At 33.9% G+C, this 15,507-nt stretch carries 15 protein-coding genes; all 15 read right to left on the bottom strand.

Going from position 1 to position 15,507, the window contains the following annotated elements; all coding sequences use genetic code 11:
- Positions 1-2 precede the first annotated feature (2 nt).
- Positions 3-1,169 carry a nucleotide sugar dehydrogenase gene (locus NRIC_RS05870; RefSeq protein ID WP_146621760.1) on the bottom strand — a complete coding sequence of 389 codons (1,167 nt, stop codon included), beginning with the start codon at positions 1,167-1,169 and terminating at the stop codon, positions 3-5.
- A 44-nt stretch (positions 1,170-1,213) separates the two neighbouring features.
- Positions 1,214-2,422 carry an O-antigen polymerase gene (locus tag NRIC_RS05865; RefSeq protein ID WP_146621759.1) on the bottom strand — a complete coding sequence of 403 codons (1,209 nt, stop codon included), beginning with the start codon at positions 2,420-2,422 and terminating at the stop codon, positions 1,214-1,216.
- Entirely contained in the window at positions 2,400-3,530 is a 1,131-nt protein-coding gene (locus tag NRIC_RS05860) for a glycosyltransferase (RefSeq protein WP_146621758.1), read from the bottom strand. The genes NRIC_RS05865 and NRIC_RS05860 overlap by 23 nt, the downstream gene beginning before the upstream one ends.
- Positions 3,531-3,544: 14 nt before the next feature.
- Complete coding sequence (locus tag NRIC_RS05855) at positions 3,545-4,366, bottom strand: hypothetical protein (RefSeq protein ID WP_146621757.1); 822 nt, start codon at positions 4,364-4,366, stop codon at positions 3,545-3,547.
- The gene (wecB, locus tag NRIC_RS05850; protein WP_146621756.1) at positions 4,360-5,487 is read right to left on the bottom strand and encodes a non-hydrolyzing UDP-N-acetylglucosamine 2-epimerase; all 1,128 of its coding nucleotides are present in this window, start codon (positions 5,485-5,487) and stop codon (positions 4,360-4,362) included. Before wecB ends, NRIC_RS05855 begins: the two co-directional genes overlap by 7 nt.
- Positions 5,488-5,489: 2 nt before the next feature.
- Positions 5,490-6,599 (bottom strand): polysaccharide biosynthesis C-terminal domain-containing protein, encoded by a 1,110-nt coding sequence (locus NRIC_RS05845; RefSeq protein ID WP_146621755.1) that lies wholly within the window; start codon positions 6,597-6,599, stop codon positions 5,490-5,492.
- Positions 6,596-7,618 (bottom strand): polysaccharide biosynthesis protein, encoded by a 1,023-nt coding sequence (locus tag NRIC_RS05840; protein WP_146621754.1) that lies wholly within the window; start codon positions 7,616-7,618, stop codon positions 6,596-6,598. The genes NRIC_RS05845 and NRIC_RS05840 overlap by 4 nt, the downstream gene beginning before the upstream one ends.
- A gap of 2 nt (positions 7,619-7,620) precedes the next feature.
- A complete protein-coding gene (locus tag NRIC_RS05835; protein WP_146621753.1) occupies positions 7,621-8,829 on the bottom strand; it encodes a glycosyltransferase family 4 protein in 1,209 nt (402 codons plus the stop codon).
- Positions 8,822-9,718: a sugar nucleotide-binding protein gene (locus NRIC_RS05830; protein WP_146621752.1), complete on the bottom strand. Its 897-nt coding sequence runs from the start codon at positions 9,716-9,718 to the stop codon at positions 8,822-8,824. The genes NRIC_RS05835 and NRIC_RS05830 overlap by 8 nt, the downstream gene beginning before the upstream one ends.
- The gene (locus NRIC_RS05825) at positions 9,715-10,329 is read right to left on the bottom strand and encodes a sugar transferase (RefSeq protein WP_146621804.1); all 615 of its coding nucleotides are present in this window, start codon (positions 10,327-10,329) and stop codon (positions 9,715-9,717) included. The genes NRIC_RS05830 and NRIC_RS05825 overlap by 4 nt, the downstream gene beginning before the upstream one ends.
- A gap of 17 nt (positions 10,330-10,346) precedes the next feature.
- Positions 10,347-12,125: a polysaccharide biosynthesis protein gene (locus tag NRIC_RS05820; protein WP_146621803.1), complete on the bottom strand. Its 1,779-nt coding sequence runs from the start codon at positions 12,123-12,125 to the stop codon at positions 10,347-10,349.
- 77 nt (positions 12,126-12,202) lie between these two features.
- Positions 12,203-12,970, bottom strand: a complete 768-nt coding sequence (locus NRIC_RS05815) for a tyrosine-protein phosphatase (RefSeq protein WP_146621751.1) — start codon at positions 12,968-12,970, stop codon at positions 12,203-12,205.
- A gap of 23 nt (positions 12,971-12,993) precedes the next feature.
- Positions 12,994-13,695 carry a CpsD/CapB family tyrosine-protein kinase gene (locus NRIC_RS05810; protein WP_146621750.1) on the bottom strand — a complete coding sequence of 234 codons (702 nt, stop codon included), beginning with the start codon at positions 13,693-13,695 and terminating at the stop codon, positions 12,994-12,996.
- 10 nt (positions 13,696-13,705) lie between these two features.
- Positions 13,706-14,491 (bottom strand): YveK family protein, encoded by a 786-nt coding sequence (locus NRIC_RS05805; RefSeq protein ID WP_146621749.1) that lies wholly within the window; start codon positions 14,489-14,491, stop codon positions 13,706-13,708.
- 314 nt (positions 14,492-14,805) lie between these two features.
- The gene (locus NRIC_RS05800; protein WP_146621748.1) at positions 14,806-15,498 is read right to left on the bottom strand and encodes a CpsD/CapB family tyrosine-protein kinase; all 693 of its coding nucleotides are present in this window, start codon (positions 15,496-15,498) and stop codon (positions 14,806-14,808) included.
- Between the last annotated feature and the right edge of the window lie 9 nt (positions 15,499-15,507).

Genomic DNA, 15,507 nt, shown 5'->3' with positions numbered 1-15,507 from the left:
TTTTAATCTCTTCCAAAAACATCTCTAGTATAAACTTTATGTTTAACATCCATTAACTCGGTTTCGAAGCGATTGGAAACAATCACATCTGATTTTTCTTTGAACAACTTCAAATTATCAATAACTTGAGAACTAAAAAAAATTTCCTGATTCAGGTTTGGCTCATATATGATAACTTCTATACCTTTAGCCTTTATTCTTTTCATTATTCCTTGAATAGAAGAATGACGGAAATTATCTGAATTTGTCTTCATTGATAAACGATAAATCCCCACAACAACTGGTTTTTTTTGAAGTATTTTCTCAGCAATGTAGTCTTTTCTTGTTGTATTAGATTCCACAATTGCTCTTATAATGTTACTTGGTACATCCTCATAATTGGAAAGTAGTTGCTTAGTGTCCTTAGGTAAACAATAACCACCATATCCAAATGATGGATTGTTGTAGTGACTACCAATGCGAGGATCTAAACAGACACCATCAATAATCTGCTTGGTATTCAGTCCACGAATCTCTGCATATGTATCTAACTCATTAAAATAAGCAACCCGCAATGCTAGATAAGTATTGGAAAAAAGTTTAATTGCCTCCGCCTCGGTAGAATCAGTTAATAAAACGGCAACCTCACTCTCCATCGAATTGTTCCTAAACATTTTAGCAATCTTTTCCCCCCTATCTGTTTTCTCTCCTACAATTATACGAGAAGGGTGAAGGTTATCAAACAAGGCTCTTCCTTCTCGTAAAAACTCTGGTGAAAAAATAATATTTTCAGTGGAAAAGGTTCTTTTTAGTTTTTTTGTATATCCAACCGGTATAGTAGACTTAATAATAAATTGAGCATTCGGACGAATTTCTAAGGCATTTTCAATCACGCTTTCTACAGAAGAAGTATTAAAATAATTTTTTTCTTCGTCGTAATCAGTTGGGGTTGCAATGATAAGATAATCTCCAAAATTCACAGCTTTAGCAAAATCTTTGGTAAACTCAATTTTAGTCTTCTTCTGAGTCAAAAACTCATTTATCTCTTTATCCTCTATGGGTGTGATTCCTTCTTTTAACATTTCTATTTTTTCATCTACAATATCGTAAGCTAAAACCTGTTCTTTTTGTGATAGTAGTAACGCATTGGCCAATCCCACGTAACCTAGACCAAAAACCGATATTTTCATTTTTCTGTTCCTCACTTATTAAAATATATATTGTATCACTATTCTCATGTTACTATTTCGTTTTTAGCACACGTAAAGATAACTAACAATTCAAAAGCACCTGATGATAATAAAAATGACAATTTTATTTCAAATACTAAATTCATTAACAATAATAGCATTAAAAAAATACGAAGCCTATTATCCGCCTCTTTCAAACTAGATTTTATTAAAAAGACATAAATTAATATAATCAAAATTAATCCAATAAGCCCTGCATAATAAATGATATTTATGTATCCTGGATCAACCGGTGCTCTTTCATTTAATCCAAAAAAGAACCTAGGACTACTAGGAAAAACAAATTGACTACTAATGGTACTAGAAACATCGTAATTTGCATAGCTATCAGTAATTGTTGTACTTATATTATTTAAAAGAGGATATCTAGTTGCTAAAAAGAATCTTAAGTTTGGAGCAATATTCATTGACAATACAGAGAATATTGCCAAAAAAAACGCCAAAAACCCATTTATTATGGTAAAGAAAATTCTTGCACTTAAATTATTATTTCTATAGGAGATAAATAAGAGAAATAATACATTCATTGCTAATACAAAAACATTGAACCTTGATGTTAAAATCACTGCCAAAATCAGAAAAATGAAATAGCAATAAACAAACAAGCTATTTCTAGTTTTTTTCCAAATGATTAATAAACCAAAAAAGAAGATCGCAATATTTATAAAATATCCAGCAAAATCATAACCAGAAAAAAGACCGCTAGACCGGAAGGGTAATAATTTTTTTGAATATCCGCTAAAAATGTACAAGGATTCCCTAATACTAGGTGAAAGTATACTCAAAATTATTGAAAGTGCATGGATGCTTATAGCAAGCAAGTAAATTTTTGTTAGCTTTATATAGCTAACGTTACTGTTGTTAAAAAATAGGAATATGACTAATGCGGAGACTATACTCCGAATAGTTTTTAGTAGGAAAAAGAAGTCATTGGATAGACTAAACAAAAATACTAAAGATGAATATAATAGAACAACGCTTAACAAGATAATAACTATTAGCTGTCTCTTTGTGAAAAAAATCTTTCCATTTATTCTTTTAATTAATGAGTAGATTATCCAAAAGATATAAACTATTATTCTAATATCGATTCCCTTGATTTCTCCTAAAAAAATCATACTAAAAATGAAACAGAACAACTCAATAGAACGTATTTCGTATTTCTCATTTTTATTGATTAAACTCATTTCCATTAACTATCTTCTCCATAATATTATCCCAATTGTATAAATCCCTTAAAAAAGTAATTTCACAATCTCTATCCTTACTACGAAATTCTCTCAAGAATTCTAAAACCTTTCTCAAATCAAACACTGAACTGTCATTTTCTACTTCTATATAAAAATCCTTATTTACTTTTTCATTTAAATGTCCTGAGGTTATAACGGGTATTCCTCGAACTAAGTATTCAACAACCTTCAAGGTTGTATCAATATCAGCATGTCTTTTATAGAGTGATAATGCTCCTATACCCGCATCCGCTATCTCAAAAACCTTGTTTAATTCCTCTCCATGTAAGGGTCCATAAAATTTAATCTCATTTGTCAAGTCTAAACTTAGAGCAAGTCTTTTCAACATACCTATTTCTGGTCCATCCCCAACAATATGAAAAATTATTTTTATCTTATTTTCCTTTTGCTTATATTGGTATATTGACTTTATTAATTTGTCGTAACCATGATACGAAATCAAAGTTCCAACACCTAAAAAATTGATGGAATCATTTAAAGAATTTCTTTTGTAATTAATAGGTAGATTGTTAGAACAAACCCCATTTGTGATTTCAAAAAATTTTTTCTCTTTCTTTATTTCACTATTACTTAGGATTACTGGAATGCAATCTATATACCTTTTTGATTGTAAAAATATTATTTTATCAAAAATCATTTTCAAAAGAGTAAGCAATTTTCTGTTTGACGAATTTACTTGCTCAAAAAAAAATGGGAATGTAGGAATTTCATATATAACTTTAATTCCATTCTCTCTTGCAAATTTGAATAGTTTTACCTGTCTAAACGTAGGTTTAAGTGTTAATCTAAAATAAAGTATCTCGATAGGCAAACTCTCTATCATTTCTTTCGAGTGTTTTAAAAGTTCCCTAATATTCCCAGGTTTATTAGTAGATATTTCCTTAAACCATTGTCCCTTATAAAAAATAACATTAAAAATCTTACCATCTTTTTTACAAATTAAAGTACATTTTTTCATTCTAGACAATGCTTTACATTGACTTACAATCTTCTTATATATTCCGCTGGTCTTCTTCATTTCGATATTTGTAACAAATAATATTTCATTCACCAAATCCCTCCTCCCTAAATGAAGTATCTATCTCGGATTTTTATCAGTGAATCAGAAATGTATTTACTTTTCTTATGAAAATCGAGTTTACCAGTACTTTGACTTTCATCATGAATAACTTCTAATTCACTATCATAATATATTTTCTTATTCAAATTATTTACTTCCTCAGCAATAAACGCTTCCTCGCTGTACATTAAAGAAAAATACTTTCTGTTAATATTCTGTAGAAATTTGTTTCTTAACATAAAAAATGATCCATGCGCTGAGTAAACATACTGACTGGCTCTTTTGACTTTCCTGTTTCTTTGTGCTTTTATCTGAGATAATTGTATATATAATTTTGAGAGAAAAGGTCTTTTAAAAATAAAGATTCTCTTATTCAAAGATTTCAAATTGTATCTTTTTTCGTACTGTGGGTTCTCATAAACACCTCGATTTTTCTCATAGACAGACGGCGCGACACAATAGATTTCGGAAGAGTATTGCCTGTTATTCAGCGTCTCAAAGAAAAAAGTATCTCTTATCTCAATATCTGTATTACAAAATACAACCCATTCAAGCGTCTTATATCTTTCAATAATATGCTCATAAGAATAGAACAACCCATTTAAGTAACCCAAATTCTTTTCAGGGTAAAAAGCATATATTTGGTAGTTCTTATCCTCGTTGTCAATTAATAAATTGGCAGCTTCATTGTTAGAATCTTTATTAATCGTAATTCCAACAACAAAGTTCTTTTTCACTTGCTTTTCTAATTCCTCAAGAAAGGAATTAATCTCAGAATAATTATCATAATATATTATACATATTGCTATAGCGGTAGTATCTAACATTTTCTCCACACCACCCGATTCACATAATCAGTGTAAGACAAAATAATTCTTAAAACCTTCTCTGATACATTAAACATAGAATAGTCAAGAACCGTTCTCAAGGTATCTTTTTTTTGGGTCTCTAAAATAGTTAATCCTTCTAAAATTCTTTCCTTCTTTAAACCCACCATCATCACACTAGCTTCTTCCATAGCCTCTGGTCTTTCATGAGCTTGACGAATATTTAATGCTTTAAAGTTTAAAATCGATGATTCTTCGCTAATCGTACCACTATCACTCAAAACAGCTGTAGCATTAATCTGTAGTTTATTGTAATCATTGAACCCCATAGGTTTCATGGTTTTAACTAAATCATGAAATTTGATCTTTTTCTCTTTGATCATATTCATAGTGCGAGGGTGAGTACTTATGATGATTGGATATTGATATTTCTCTGCAATCGTATTAATTGTTTCTACTAAATCGAGAAAGTTTTCTTCCGAACTAACATTCTCTTCTCTGTGAGCAGATACAAGAAAGTATTTGTTCTTTTTTAGTAATAATCGTTCTAAAATATTCGATTTATCAATATCTTCTTTTCTTGAATTCAATACTTCAAACATTGGACTACCGGTTTTAATTATACGATCAGCTGGTAATCCCTCACGAAGCAAATACTCGCGCGCTATGTCACTGTAAGTTAAATTAATATCCGCTGTATGATCAACAATTTTACGATTCGTTTCTTCTGGAACTCTTTGATCGAAGCATCGATTTCCAGCTTCCATGTGAAAAATTGGAATGTGTCGTCGTTTTGCTGCAATCGCACATAAACAGCTGTTAGTGTCCCCTAAAACAAGAAAAGCATCCGGCTTAACCTCTTCCAAAATCGGATCAATTTTAATTAAAATATTTCCAACTGTTTCAATTGCAGTACCTACAGCAGCATTGAGAAAATAATCAGGTTTTTCTAATTTAAAATCTTTGAAAAAGACTTCATTCAGCTCATAGTCATAATTTTGACCAGTATGAACTAAAATATGATCAATCGCTTCCGAATTACTCAGACAATTGATAACTGCAGATAAACGAATAATTTCTGGTCTCGTACCCACAACTGTCATTACTTTTAGCTTTTTCACAATTAAACCTCCATAAAGTAAGTATCTGGATGATCAGAATCAAAGGGTTCATTTACCCACATAATAGTAACCATTTCTTTTTCACCAAGATTTTCGATATTGTGTGTGTACCCAACCGGGATATCAACAACTTCTAATTTTTTATCTGAAACAAAATATTCCAAAACTTCTTCCGAATCAATATGCCTAAAACGTATCACACCCTCTCCACTGACCACTAAAAATTTTTCATTTTTAGTGTGATGCCAATGGTTTCCTTTAGTTATTCCGGGTTTTGATATGTTTATGGAGATTTGACCTCTGTCCGGGGTGCGAATAAATTCTGTAAAAGAACCTCTGTTATCTTGATTCATTTTGAGTGGATAAGCAAACTCATCTTCAGGTAAAAAACTTAAATAAGTACTGTATAAGTTTTTTTCGATCCTTTGATTCAATTGCGGAACGCTAAGATTCTTTCGACTTTCCTTAAAAGACATTATAATCTCTTTTAATTGGCCTACAGTAATTGTGTCAGATTCCTGAACAATATAATGATCGTCTCCTCTTGTCGGGTGCCCTTGTAGACATCTTATCAACTCTTGGACAACATCGTCTATATAGCATAAAGTCATTGTAGCGTTGGGATCATTGACCAATACTTCCTGATTTCTAGCAATTTTATAGCAAAAGGTGGCAACTACAGTATTGTAATTGGGGCGTGACCATTTCCCATACAAATTGGAAAAACGGTAGATATAAATTTGAGCCCCTGTATCATTTTGATATTGTTGTAATAATTCTTCCCCAGCTTTTTTACTTTTCCCATATGGGTTATCTAATGAAGCCTGAATTGATGAGGAAATCATAATAGGGCAAGTGTTATTATTGTCTTTCAAATAAGATAACAATTTGGAGGTAAATCCAAAATTTCCATCCATGAACTCCGACTCATTACTTGGACGATTGACTCCTGCTAAGTGAAAAACAAAATTCGCTTGATAACAATATTCTTCCAATAAATAATCTGGAGTGTCTACATCATATTCAAAAATAGTTTCATAACCTTGATTTTTCAGTTCTGCAATCAAGTTTTTTCCTACAAATCCTTGAGATCCAGTAACAAGAATCCTCATTCGCTTCTCCACGCTTTCAATTCACTTTGTACATACTCTAAACTTAATAACTTATCCTTGATTTGTTGTACTGTTAACCGCTCAGTGTTATCAGAGTTGTACTCTCCCTCTTGAGTTAATTCTTTACTTCCCTCCGAAAAATATTTATCATAATTCAGATCCCGGGTATCCGCAGGAACTCGATAAAAATCTCCCATATCCGTAGCAACATGGTACTCTTCTTTAGTTAAAAGCGTTTCATAGCGTTTTTCTCCGTGACGAGTTCCAATAATTTGGATTTCATTTTTGACATCAAAAAGTTCTTTTACTGCCTGAGCCAAATTACCTACAGTAGATGCTGGAGATTTTTGGACCATAATATCTCCAGCTACAGCATTTTTAAACGCAAAAACTACTAATTCTACAGCTTCTTCTAAGCTCATTAAAAAGCGAGTCATATCAGGATCTGTAATAGTAAGTGGTTTTCCAGATTTTATTTGTTCAATAAACAAAGGAATTACTGATCCTCTGGAAGCCATAACATTTCCATAACGGGTTCCACAAATTGTGGTCTTTTCTTCAGAAACTGTCTTGGCTTTTGCAACAAAAACTTTTTCCATCATCGCTTTTGAAATACCCATAGCATTAATTGGATAAGCTGCTTTATCTGTTGACAGGCAGATAACTTTCTGAATACCCATTTCTACAGCAGCAGTCACTACGTTGTCTGTACCAATAACGTTTGTTTTAACAGCTTCCATTGGGAAAAATTCACAAGAAGGGACTTGTTTCAATGCTGCTGCATGAAAAACATAATCTACACCGTACATCGCATTCTTTACACTGTTGATGTCTCTAACATCACCAATGTAAAATTTCAATTTATCATCACTGTATTTTTTCCTCATATCATCCTGCTTTTTTTCATCTCGAGAAAAAATTCGAATTTCTTTTATATCAGAATCTAAAAAGCGATTCATAACTGCATTTCCAAAAGAACCTGTTCCGCCAGTAATCAATAATGTTTTATTTTTAAACATAATTACTCCCTCAATAAAAAGTCATCCATAATAGACATAAGTTTCTTTTTTTCAAAATTCTTTTCATAATAATTTTTTGAGTTTCTACCCATTTCTTGTATTTCTTTTTTACTCAATCTATCAATTTTTTTTAGATTTTCTAAAAGACCTTTGACATCACCTGAGTCGCTAACAAAGCCAGCTTGTGAATTTTTAATAATATCTTGAACCTCGCCATCCGCGGAAAGCAGAATAGGCATTCCGCACGCCATACTTGATTGGAGCTTTGCTGGTATAGTCATTGAGAAAATTTCACTCTTCTTTAAAGACACAAATGAAAAATCCCCTGCGCTAAATATATACGGAATATCACTTGCAGGAACAGGGTCTAAAAAGGTGAAAAATTCATTCAGTTTTTCTTTTGTAATTTCAGAGATCAATTTTTCTTTACTTCTTCCATCTCCCACAATGTTAAATCTGATATTTAGGTTCTCTGATTTTAAAAACTTACCCACTTCGGGTAGAATATCAAGTCCTTGAGCTACTCCGATGTTCCCAGCAAATATGATATTCTTTTTTTCATCCTGAAAAATTTCCGAACTTTTTCTATCAACTGGACGATAGAATTCTTCTGCATACTGAGGCCAATAAAAAACTTTATTTGCAGGTATTCCCCTCTGCTGAATATTTTCTTTAAAACTTTTAGATGCGGTAAATATTTTTTTACAATTTTTATAAATATAATCGACCATTTTTTCTAACGGTTTAATCATAAATGGACTCGTTATTCCAGTAATAATCTCAAAATTCTCTGGCCATAAATCCATGACATAGATGTAACAAGGAACATTAAGTCTTTTAGCTATTTTAATAGCCGGTATAGCTTGAGTCATTGGAGAAACCTCATAGATAAATACAGCATCAAATTGTTTTTTATTAAACAACCCCCATAAAATTCCTGAAAAAACAAAGGATAAATAATTTAACCCCATCATGAAACCACTTTTTTTTCTGGGTATAATTGGGATTCTAATAATCTCAATACCATTGTAATTTTCATTTCTTTTTTTCCTTATACCATAACCGTCATAGAAATTACCTTTAGGGTAATTGGGAATTCCCGTTAAAACAGTAACATCATACCCCTTTGACACCCATGTTTCACAAATATCATTTATTCGGAATTGTTCTGGATAAAAGTATTGAGATACAACTAGTAACCTCTTACTCATTAGTTATCATTCCCATACTTTGTTTAATTGTTTCTTCAAAATCCAGAAAGTCTTGATTATCACAATTTTGAACATAAGTTATACTACCAAATGCTTTATTTACCAATTTACCTATTTTACCAGGAAAATATCCCAATAGTTTTATTCCCCAATTAAAAAGCACTGTTAAAATAATTTTTTTTCCTCTTATTGAAGCAATTGATTTGACCATTCCACTAGTTCTTACATAATCTTTGTTTTGCGGAAAAAATACTCCTCGTTCGCCATTATCAATCAATCTTTTTAAATATATACATAAATTCCCTATAAAAAGCATTGAACGTTCGTTTTTTATATTAGGAAAGATTGGGCTTTTATCAGCAATTTTTATAAGCTGAGGGAAATTCCCTTTACTTTTGTATCCATAAATCATTGGTGGTCTTAAAATTGCTATTTTAAATGTTTGAGTTTCTAATGGACATAACTTTAGTTCAGCCTGCAACTTACTATCTCCATAGAAATTTGAGGGGTTAGGCCTGGTTTCAGGCGTGATTACCCGCTTTTTATTAATATTAGATCCTTCTCCGTAGACTATGATTGAACTCATATAAATGAACTGACCAGTTTTATTTCCTAAATCCGCTTTATATTTTTTCGCCGTTTCAACTGCTAAATCACAATTGACCTGATAATATAAACGCTTTGTTTCTTCGTCAACTTTTTCAACATCCGCATGAGCAATTCCTGCAACATGAAAAACTGAATCATATAAATCAAATTTTCTGCTTTTCCATGAATTATCTTTCATATCAATAGTATCTATTTGGTACTCTCTACCGAACTGTCTCATCCACTTTTCAAACGATGTCCCTATGTAACTATTGGCACCTGTTATTAAGATTCTTTTCATTCTTTTTCCTCCTTGTTCAGCAAGCCTGTCCCGCCTTCGACGACACCTTGACTCCTAAACACCACAGAAAATGTTCCTATAAAACATTTTAAATCCATAATGGGAGAAATATTGCTTGTGTATCTTCCATCTAGAATAGATTTTACTGAAATCTCTAATTCATCTCTGCCATTTATTTGAGCTAACCCAGTAAGCCCTGGACGAATATTGTTTGCACCATATTTATCTCTCTCTTCAATTAGATCATACTGATTCCATAAAGCAGGTCTCGGGCCAATAATCGCCATGTCACCTTTGAGAATATTTATTAACTGAGGTAATTCATCTAAACTCGTTTTTCGTAAGAACCTACCTACTCTCGTGATATAGTAATCTGGGTTTTCTAACAAGTGTGTAGGCATTTCTTTTGGCGTTTCAATCTTCATCGTACGGAATTTGTAGATGTCAAAATATTTCTTATCTTTTCCGACTCTTTTTTGTTTAAAAATAATTGGCCCTCTAGAATCGATTTTTATAGAAATGCATAAAATCAAAAAAATTGGAGACAATAAGACGATACTAAATAAAGAAATAAAAAAATCAATTACGCGCTTTACTATACTTGCATACATTAATAATAAATCCACCTTTACCTATTTGATGCATTTGCAAATGCTACGATATTCTTCGCCAGTTCCAAATCATTTTCGGGTAATTGCTCAACAAAATCCATTACCTTTTCTAAAGAATATCCCTCAATATGTCCTACAAAAATTTTTTCGAATACGGCCTCATCATTTCGTTCTTTGTCTAAAAGAAGTTCCTCATATAGTTTTTCTCCTGGGCGGATTCCGGTTTCTATTATTTCAATTTCATCCTCTTGATAACCACTCAGACGTACCATGTTTTTTGCAAGATCTACAATCTTTACAGGTTCTCCCATATCCAAAATAAAAATTTCTCCACCATTCGCTAACGCACCAGATTGTATGACTAGTCGGCTAGCTTCAGGAATTGTCATAAAATACCTAGTCATTCTGAAATCAGTAACAGTTACTGGCCCACCCTTAGCGATCTGTTCACGAAATAAGGGAATGACACTTCCTCTTGAACCTAAGACATTACCGAAACGTACCGCAGAAAACTTAGTTTTTCCTTCTTCATTCAAAGAAGTAATTATCATTTCCGCAATACGTTTTGTTGATCCCATAACATTTGGAGGATTATTTGCCTTGTCGGTGGAAACCATGACAAAATTCTCGACACAAAAACTTTTAGACGCCTCTGCAACATTCTTTGTTCCAAAAATATTGTTTTTTACTGCTTCTCGAGGATTGTATTCCATTAATGGTACATGTTTATGCGCTGCAGCATGATAAACAATTGTTGGTTTATATCTATCCATTGTTTCAAATATTTTTTCTCGATCCTGAATATCTGCTATTACTGGAATAATTTGAGTTACCTTATTGATATGTTTGCTTTTAAGTTCCCTCTCAATCTGGTAAATAGAGTTTTCACCATGGCCGAGCAGAATCAATTTAGACGGATTAAACTTAATTACTTGCCGACAAATTTCTGACCCAATCGATCCTCCAGCACCCGTTACCAAAATAACTTGCGCTGTTAATTGATCCTTGATTGAATCAATATCTAGTTTCACTTCTTCTCTTCCTAAAAGGTCTACAACATCGATTTCTCTTAATCGAGTCATGTTTACTTTCCCGGAAGCGATTTCCTCTATCGATGGCATGGTATTAACCTTCACCTTTAGTGGTTCTATTTGATTGAATATTTCTCTTAAACGTTTTTTAGAAAGAGAAGGAATTGCAATCGTAACCATGTCAATTTTATTTTCCTCAACTAAACAAGATAAGTCATCTGTAGTCCCTAAAACCTTAACACCTGAAAGATATGTAAATAACTTGTTTGGATCATCATCAATAAAACCGATAACACAGATATTCCCAGCAGTTTTGGAGCCCAAAAAACTATTGTAAAGAATTTTACCACCCGTTCCTGCTCCAACGATTAAAGTTCTTGTCTGTTTACGATCTTTAGGACCTTTCTCATTTTGTTTCTCAACACAAATCCGCCAGATTAGTCTACTTGCAATGATAAGGAAAACAGATAAAAAGTAAGTTAACACTTCGAAGCGCAAGCTATATACATAATCCAATAAAAAACTCATGATTATAGCATCAACAAAAAACTGACATGTAGCAGTAAAAAAAATAGCAATCATTTCTTTCAGATTTGTATACCGATTAATACGAGTAAAAACCTTAAAAAAGCTGCCAAATAACAAATAAAGGAATACAGATATTACTGTGTTTAACAGAAAGAAATTTGTTGTTATCAAAACAAAAGGGTTCATAAAAAGAAATGCTGCAATGTTGGCAGAGATAATTAGAAAACTATCTAACATAACCAATATTGCAATCTTACGTTTTCTTGTAAAATCAAATTTTAACACTCAGAAAGTCCCCTAACTAAACTTAACCATTATTTAAAAAATCTAAATCGTTTTTCTTTAAATCGCTCAAAAGATGGCGCTTGAATTCCATCACCATTTAACAGTGCCTTTGCAATTTGCTTCATCTCTGTTACTTTTGCTTTCCCACACTCTTTTTCAATTTCTTCGTAAGCTTCCTTCATATAAAAACTCCGATGCTTCAAATTATGAGCATCTGATGCTACCATATGCAGCATATTGTGTGTTAACATGTCTTTTGCTGTCTTTTGAATGTCTTTCCCAAAAATACCAACAATGCTTGGTGCCGTTAACTGCGTTAGTACGCCCATTTCCAAAAATGGGATCAATTGATTAGGGTCCTTGCGAAAAACAGCATTTCGCTCCGGATGGACGATCACTGGGATGTGTCCTTCTTTCAACAAATTGTAAAACAGTACCTCTGAATAAGCAGGAACCTCTCCTGTAGGAAATTCGATCAGGAGATATGTATCGTCAAGGTCGGTAAACAGGATCTCTTGGTGTTGAATATCCTCCAAGAGAGATCCTGAAATCCGTACTTCCTGACCTTCTAAAACAGTGAGCGTTATGTGATGCCGATCAAGCTCTGATTGCAATTGATCAACCTTTTCAATGACTTCATTTGCTGGATTATCGTATTTTCCGTTATTATGATGCGGCGTACATAAAATATGGGTGATTCCTTGGCTAACAGCTTTTTCAGCCATTGCTAAACTGTCTTCCATTGTTTGTGCCCCATCGTCTACGCCAGGTAAAATATGACAATGCAGATCGATCATGTTCTCACCTTCTAGTTTTGTTTTTAGTTCTCTGTTCCGTAATAATAATAGCCTTGATCTGATTCATCTGTACTTCCGTTATATATTGCCCCTAAAACATTCGCATTCACCATCGCTAATAGTTCACGAGCCTTTTGTAATGAATCCTTGCGAGTCACATTCTCACGGACAACTACCATCGTGGCATCTGCCTTTGATGCCATGATTTGCGCATCGGTTACTGCAACAACTGGCGGCATGTCGAAAATGATGAAATCATACTCACCTTTTAGATCCCGAATAATCTGATCCATCTTTAAAGAACCCAATAATTCAGAAGGGTTCGGTGATTTTTGTCCACTTGTTAAAATGGATAGATTTGGTACAACGGTCGATTGAATAGATTGATGGACATCTGTATTTGTACTTAATACATTGCTCAATCCATTTGAATTGGTTAATTGAAATGTTTTATGAACAGTTGGTTTACGCATATCTGCATCGACCAGCAAGACTTTTTGTCCTGAATTGGCAAATACCACTGCTAGATTTGCTGCTGTAGTAGACTTTCCTTCTCCAGGACCAGAAGATGTGATAACTAGTGTTTTTAGCTGCTGATCCGCTGAAGATGCGAATTGGATATTGGTCCGTATCGTCCTGTATCGTTCTGCAACGGGCGATGATTTATCGATTAATGTGATTAAGCTTACTGCTTCGGTGGTTTCATTGTTTTTTTGTCTAGCCATGGGTGCCTCCCTAAACTCGAGTACGACGACGGCGAGCTTCACCTGTCGAACGATCTTTTTTCTCTGGACGAGGTTGTGAAACAGCTTCTGCTGGACGACGCAACTTCGCATTCAATTCTTTGTTGGTCATTGCTGGAATATTTCCCAAGACTGTGAAGCCATAATCTTCTGTCAATGTTTTGCTGTCTTTGATGGTACGGTCCAGCAACTCACGAACGATTGCCAATACAACACCTGCCATTACCCCGCCAACTAAACCAATCAATAGCATCAGCTTCTTATTTGGAAAAATTGGATCATTGTCAGCAACTGCATTGGAGATAATGGAAATACGGTCAACGTTCAACACATTCTTGGCATTAGCTTGAAAGGTTTCAGCAGTGACATTTGCAATCGTTGCTGCTTCTCTTGGCTTGGTGCTGGTCGCAATAATCGAAAACATTTGAGAATTTTGATTTTGTTCGACATGGATCATTTCTTTTAACTCTTCCGGTTTAAGTGCTAGACCAGAATCAGTCTCCAAACGTTCAGCCACTTCCTTGGTTACTAAATCACCTGTAATGATATCCTTATACGTATTGATCATTTGCAGATTGGTATTGACATCATTGGCATTGGTGGTTTCTGTTTGCGGTAAAGTGACGACTAACTGTGCCTGAGAACTGTATTTCGGTGTCAACACGAAAAAAGCGAGGACTCCTGCAATCAGAATTCCCAGCACGCCACCTATAATGATAAATCGCAATCGTTTACGTAACACCTCTAATAATTGTTGCACACTAACTGTTTCTTCCATAGACCCTCATCTTTCCTACTTGCGTTTTTGAAATTAATGAATCATTTTTATGAAAAAAATGTGAATACATCAGATTCCATTATAGCGGAATTCCGCATCAACTTCCATAACAATTTGCAGGGAAATGAAATTGTAAAATAAAAGAAATACTTTCAAATTATTATTTTTTATCAAGCGGTCGGGTCTGATAATAGCAAGCGCTCTCTTTGTAAAGCCATTTTTATAATTTATTTTCATATCAAATAAATTCATTCTTAAAAAACCAAAAGATAACAAAAATGATAAAAGAAAAAGGTTATTTCGAGGTATTTCAGCTAGTTGTAATAGTAATAACTTCCAGATTCTCGTTTTTTCTTTCCATTGTAAACAACGCCCAAGATGTTGGCGCGGGCGTGAACGAGCATTTCTTTGGTTTGAAGTACTTCCTGCTTCCTAGTTTTTCCTTCACGAACCACCAGAATAGTCCCGTCTGTACGGGCGGCCATGATTTGTGCATCCGTCACCGCTGCCAATGGCGGCATGTCGAAAACAACGAGATCAAATTTTTTCTGCATGGTCTTCATCAATTCAGCCATTCGTTTTGAGCCCAACAATTCAGAAGGATTTGGCGGCTTTGATCCGCTGGTTAAGACAAAAAGATTCTGGATCATGGTCTTTTGACAATAGTCGTCAACCGAGGCTTCACGGCTCGTCAACAGGTCACTGAGCCCGCGATTATTTTTCAGCTTAAAGCTCAGAGCCACACTTGGTTTCCTCATATCGGCATCTACTAGTAATACTCTGCTGCCAGCATTGGCGAATACGATCGCCAGATTGGCTGCAGTAGTGGATTTGCCTTCTGCAGGACCTGACGAAGTGATCACTAATGTTCGAATGTCTTTGTCCACCGAAGCGAAATTGATATTGCTGCGGATGCTTCGATATTGTTCTGCTGCGATAGAAAAATCTTCAGAAGTCGCTGCCACTAGCGCAACGGGCGTGGTTTTTCGTCTTTTCTTTTTCACCATGGTTTTCTG

This window comes from Enterococcus florum, from assembly GCF_004309355.1.
GTDB classification, from domain to species: Bacteria; Bacillota; Bacilli; order Lactobacillales; family Enterococcaceae; genus Enterococcus_A; species Enterococcus_A florum.
This window is presented reverse-complemented; position numbering and strand designations above follow the sequence as displayed.

Bases quoted from the DNA above. Each gene is read 5' to 3' on its own strand.
- NRIC_RS05825 (WP_146621804.1), bottom strand. From the start codon at position 10,329: ATGTATGCAAGTATAGTAAAGCGCGTAATTGATTTTTTTATTTCTTTA.
- NRIC_RS05845 (WP_146621755.1), bottom strand. From the start codon at position 6,599: ATGAGGATTCTTGTTACTGGATCTCAAGGATTTGTAGGAAAAAACTTG.
- NRIC_RS05830 (WP_146621752.1), bottom strand. From the start codon at position 9,718: ATGAAAAGAATCTTAATAACAGGTGCCAATAGTTACATAGGGACATCG.
- NRIC_RS05820 (WP_146621803.1), bottom strand. From the start codon at position 12,125: ATGTTAGATAGTTTTCTAATTATCTCTGCCAACATTGCAGCATTTCTT.
- NRIC_RS05870 (WP_146621760.1), bottom strand. From the start codon at position 1,169: ATGAAAATATCGGTTTTTGGTCTAGGTTACGTGGGATTGGCCAATGCG.
- NRIC_RS05815 (WP_146621751.1), bottom strand. From the start codon at position 12,970: ATGATCGATCTGCATTGTCATATTTTACCTGGCGTAGACGATGGGGCA.
- NRIC_RS05810 (WP_146621750.1), bottom strand. From the start codon at position 13,695: ATGGCTAGACAAAAAAACAATGAAACCACCGAAGCAGTAAGCTTAATC.
- NRIC_RS05855 (WP_146621757.1), bottom strand. From the start codon at position 4,366: ATGTTAGATACTACCGCTATAGCAATATGTATAATATATTATGATAAT.
- NRIC_RS05840 (WP_146621754.1), bottom strand. From the start codon at position 7,618: ATGTTTAAAAATAAAACATTATTGATTACTGGCGGAACAGGTTCTTTT.
- NRIC_RS05865 (WP_146621759.1), bottom strand. From the start codon at position 2,422: ATGGAAATGAGTTTAATCAATAAAAATGAGAAATACGAAATACGTTCT.
- NRIC_RS05800 (WP_146621748.1), bottom strand. From the start codon at position 15,498: ATGGTGAAAAAGAAAAGACGAAAAACCACGCCCGTTGCGCTAGTGGCA.
- NRIC_RS05835 (WP_146621753.1), bottom strand. From the start codon at position 8,829: ATGAGTAAGAGGTTACTAGTTGTATCTCAATACTTTTATCCAGAACAA.
- NRIC_RS05805 (WP_146621749.1), bottom strand. From the start codon at position 14,491: ATGGAAGAAACAGTTAGTGTGCAACAATTATTAGAGGTGTTACGTAAA.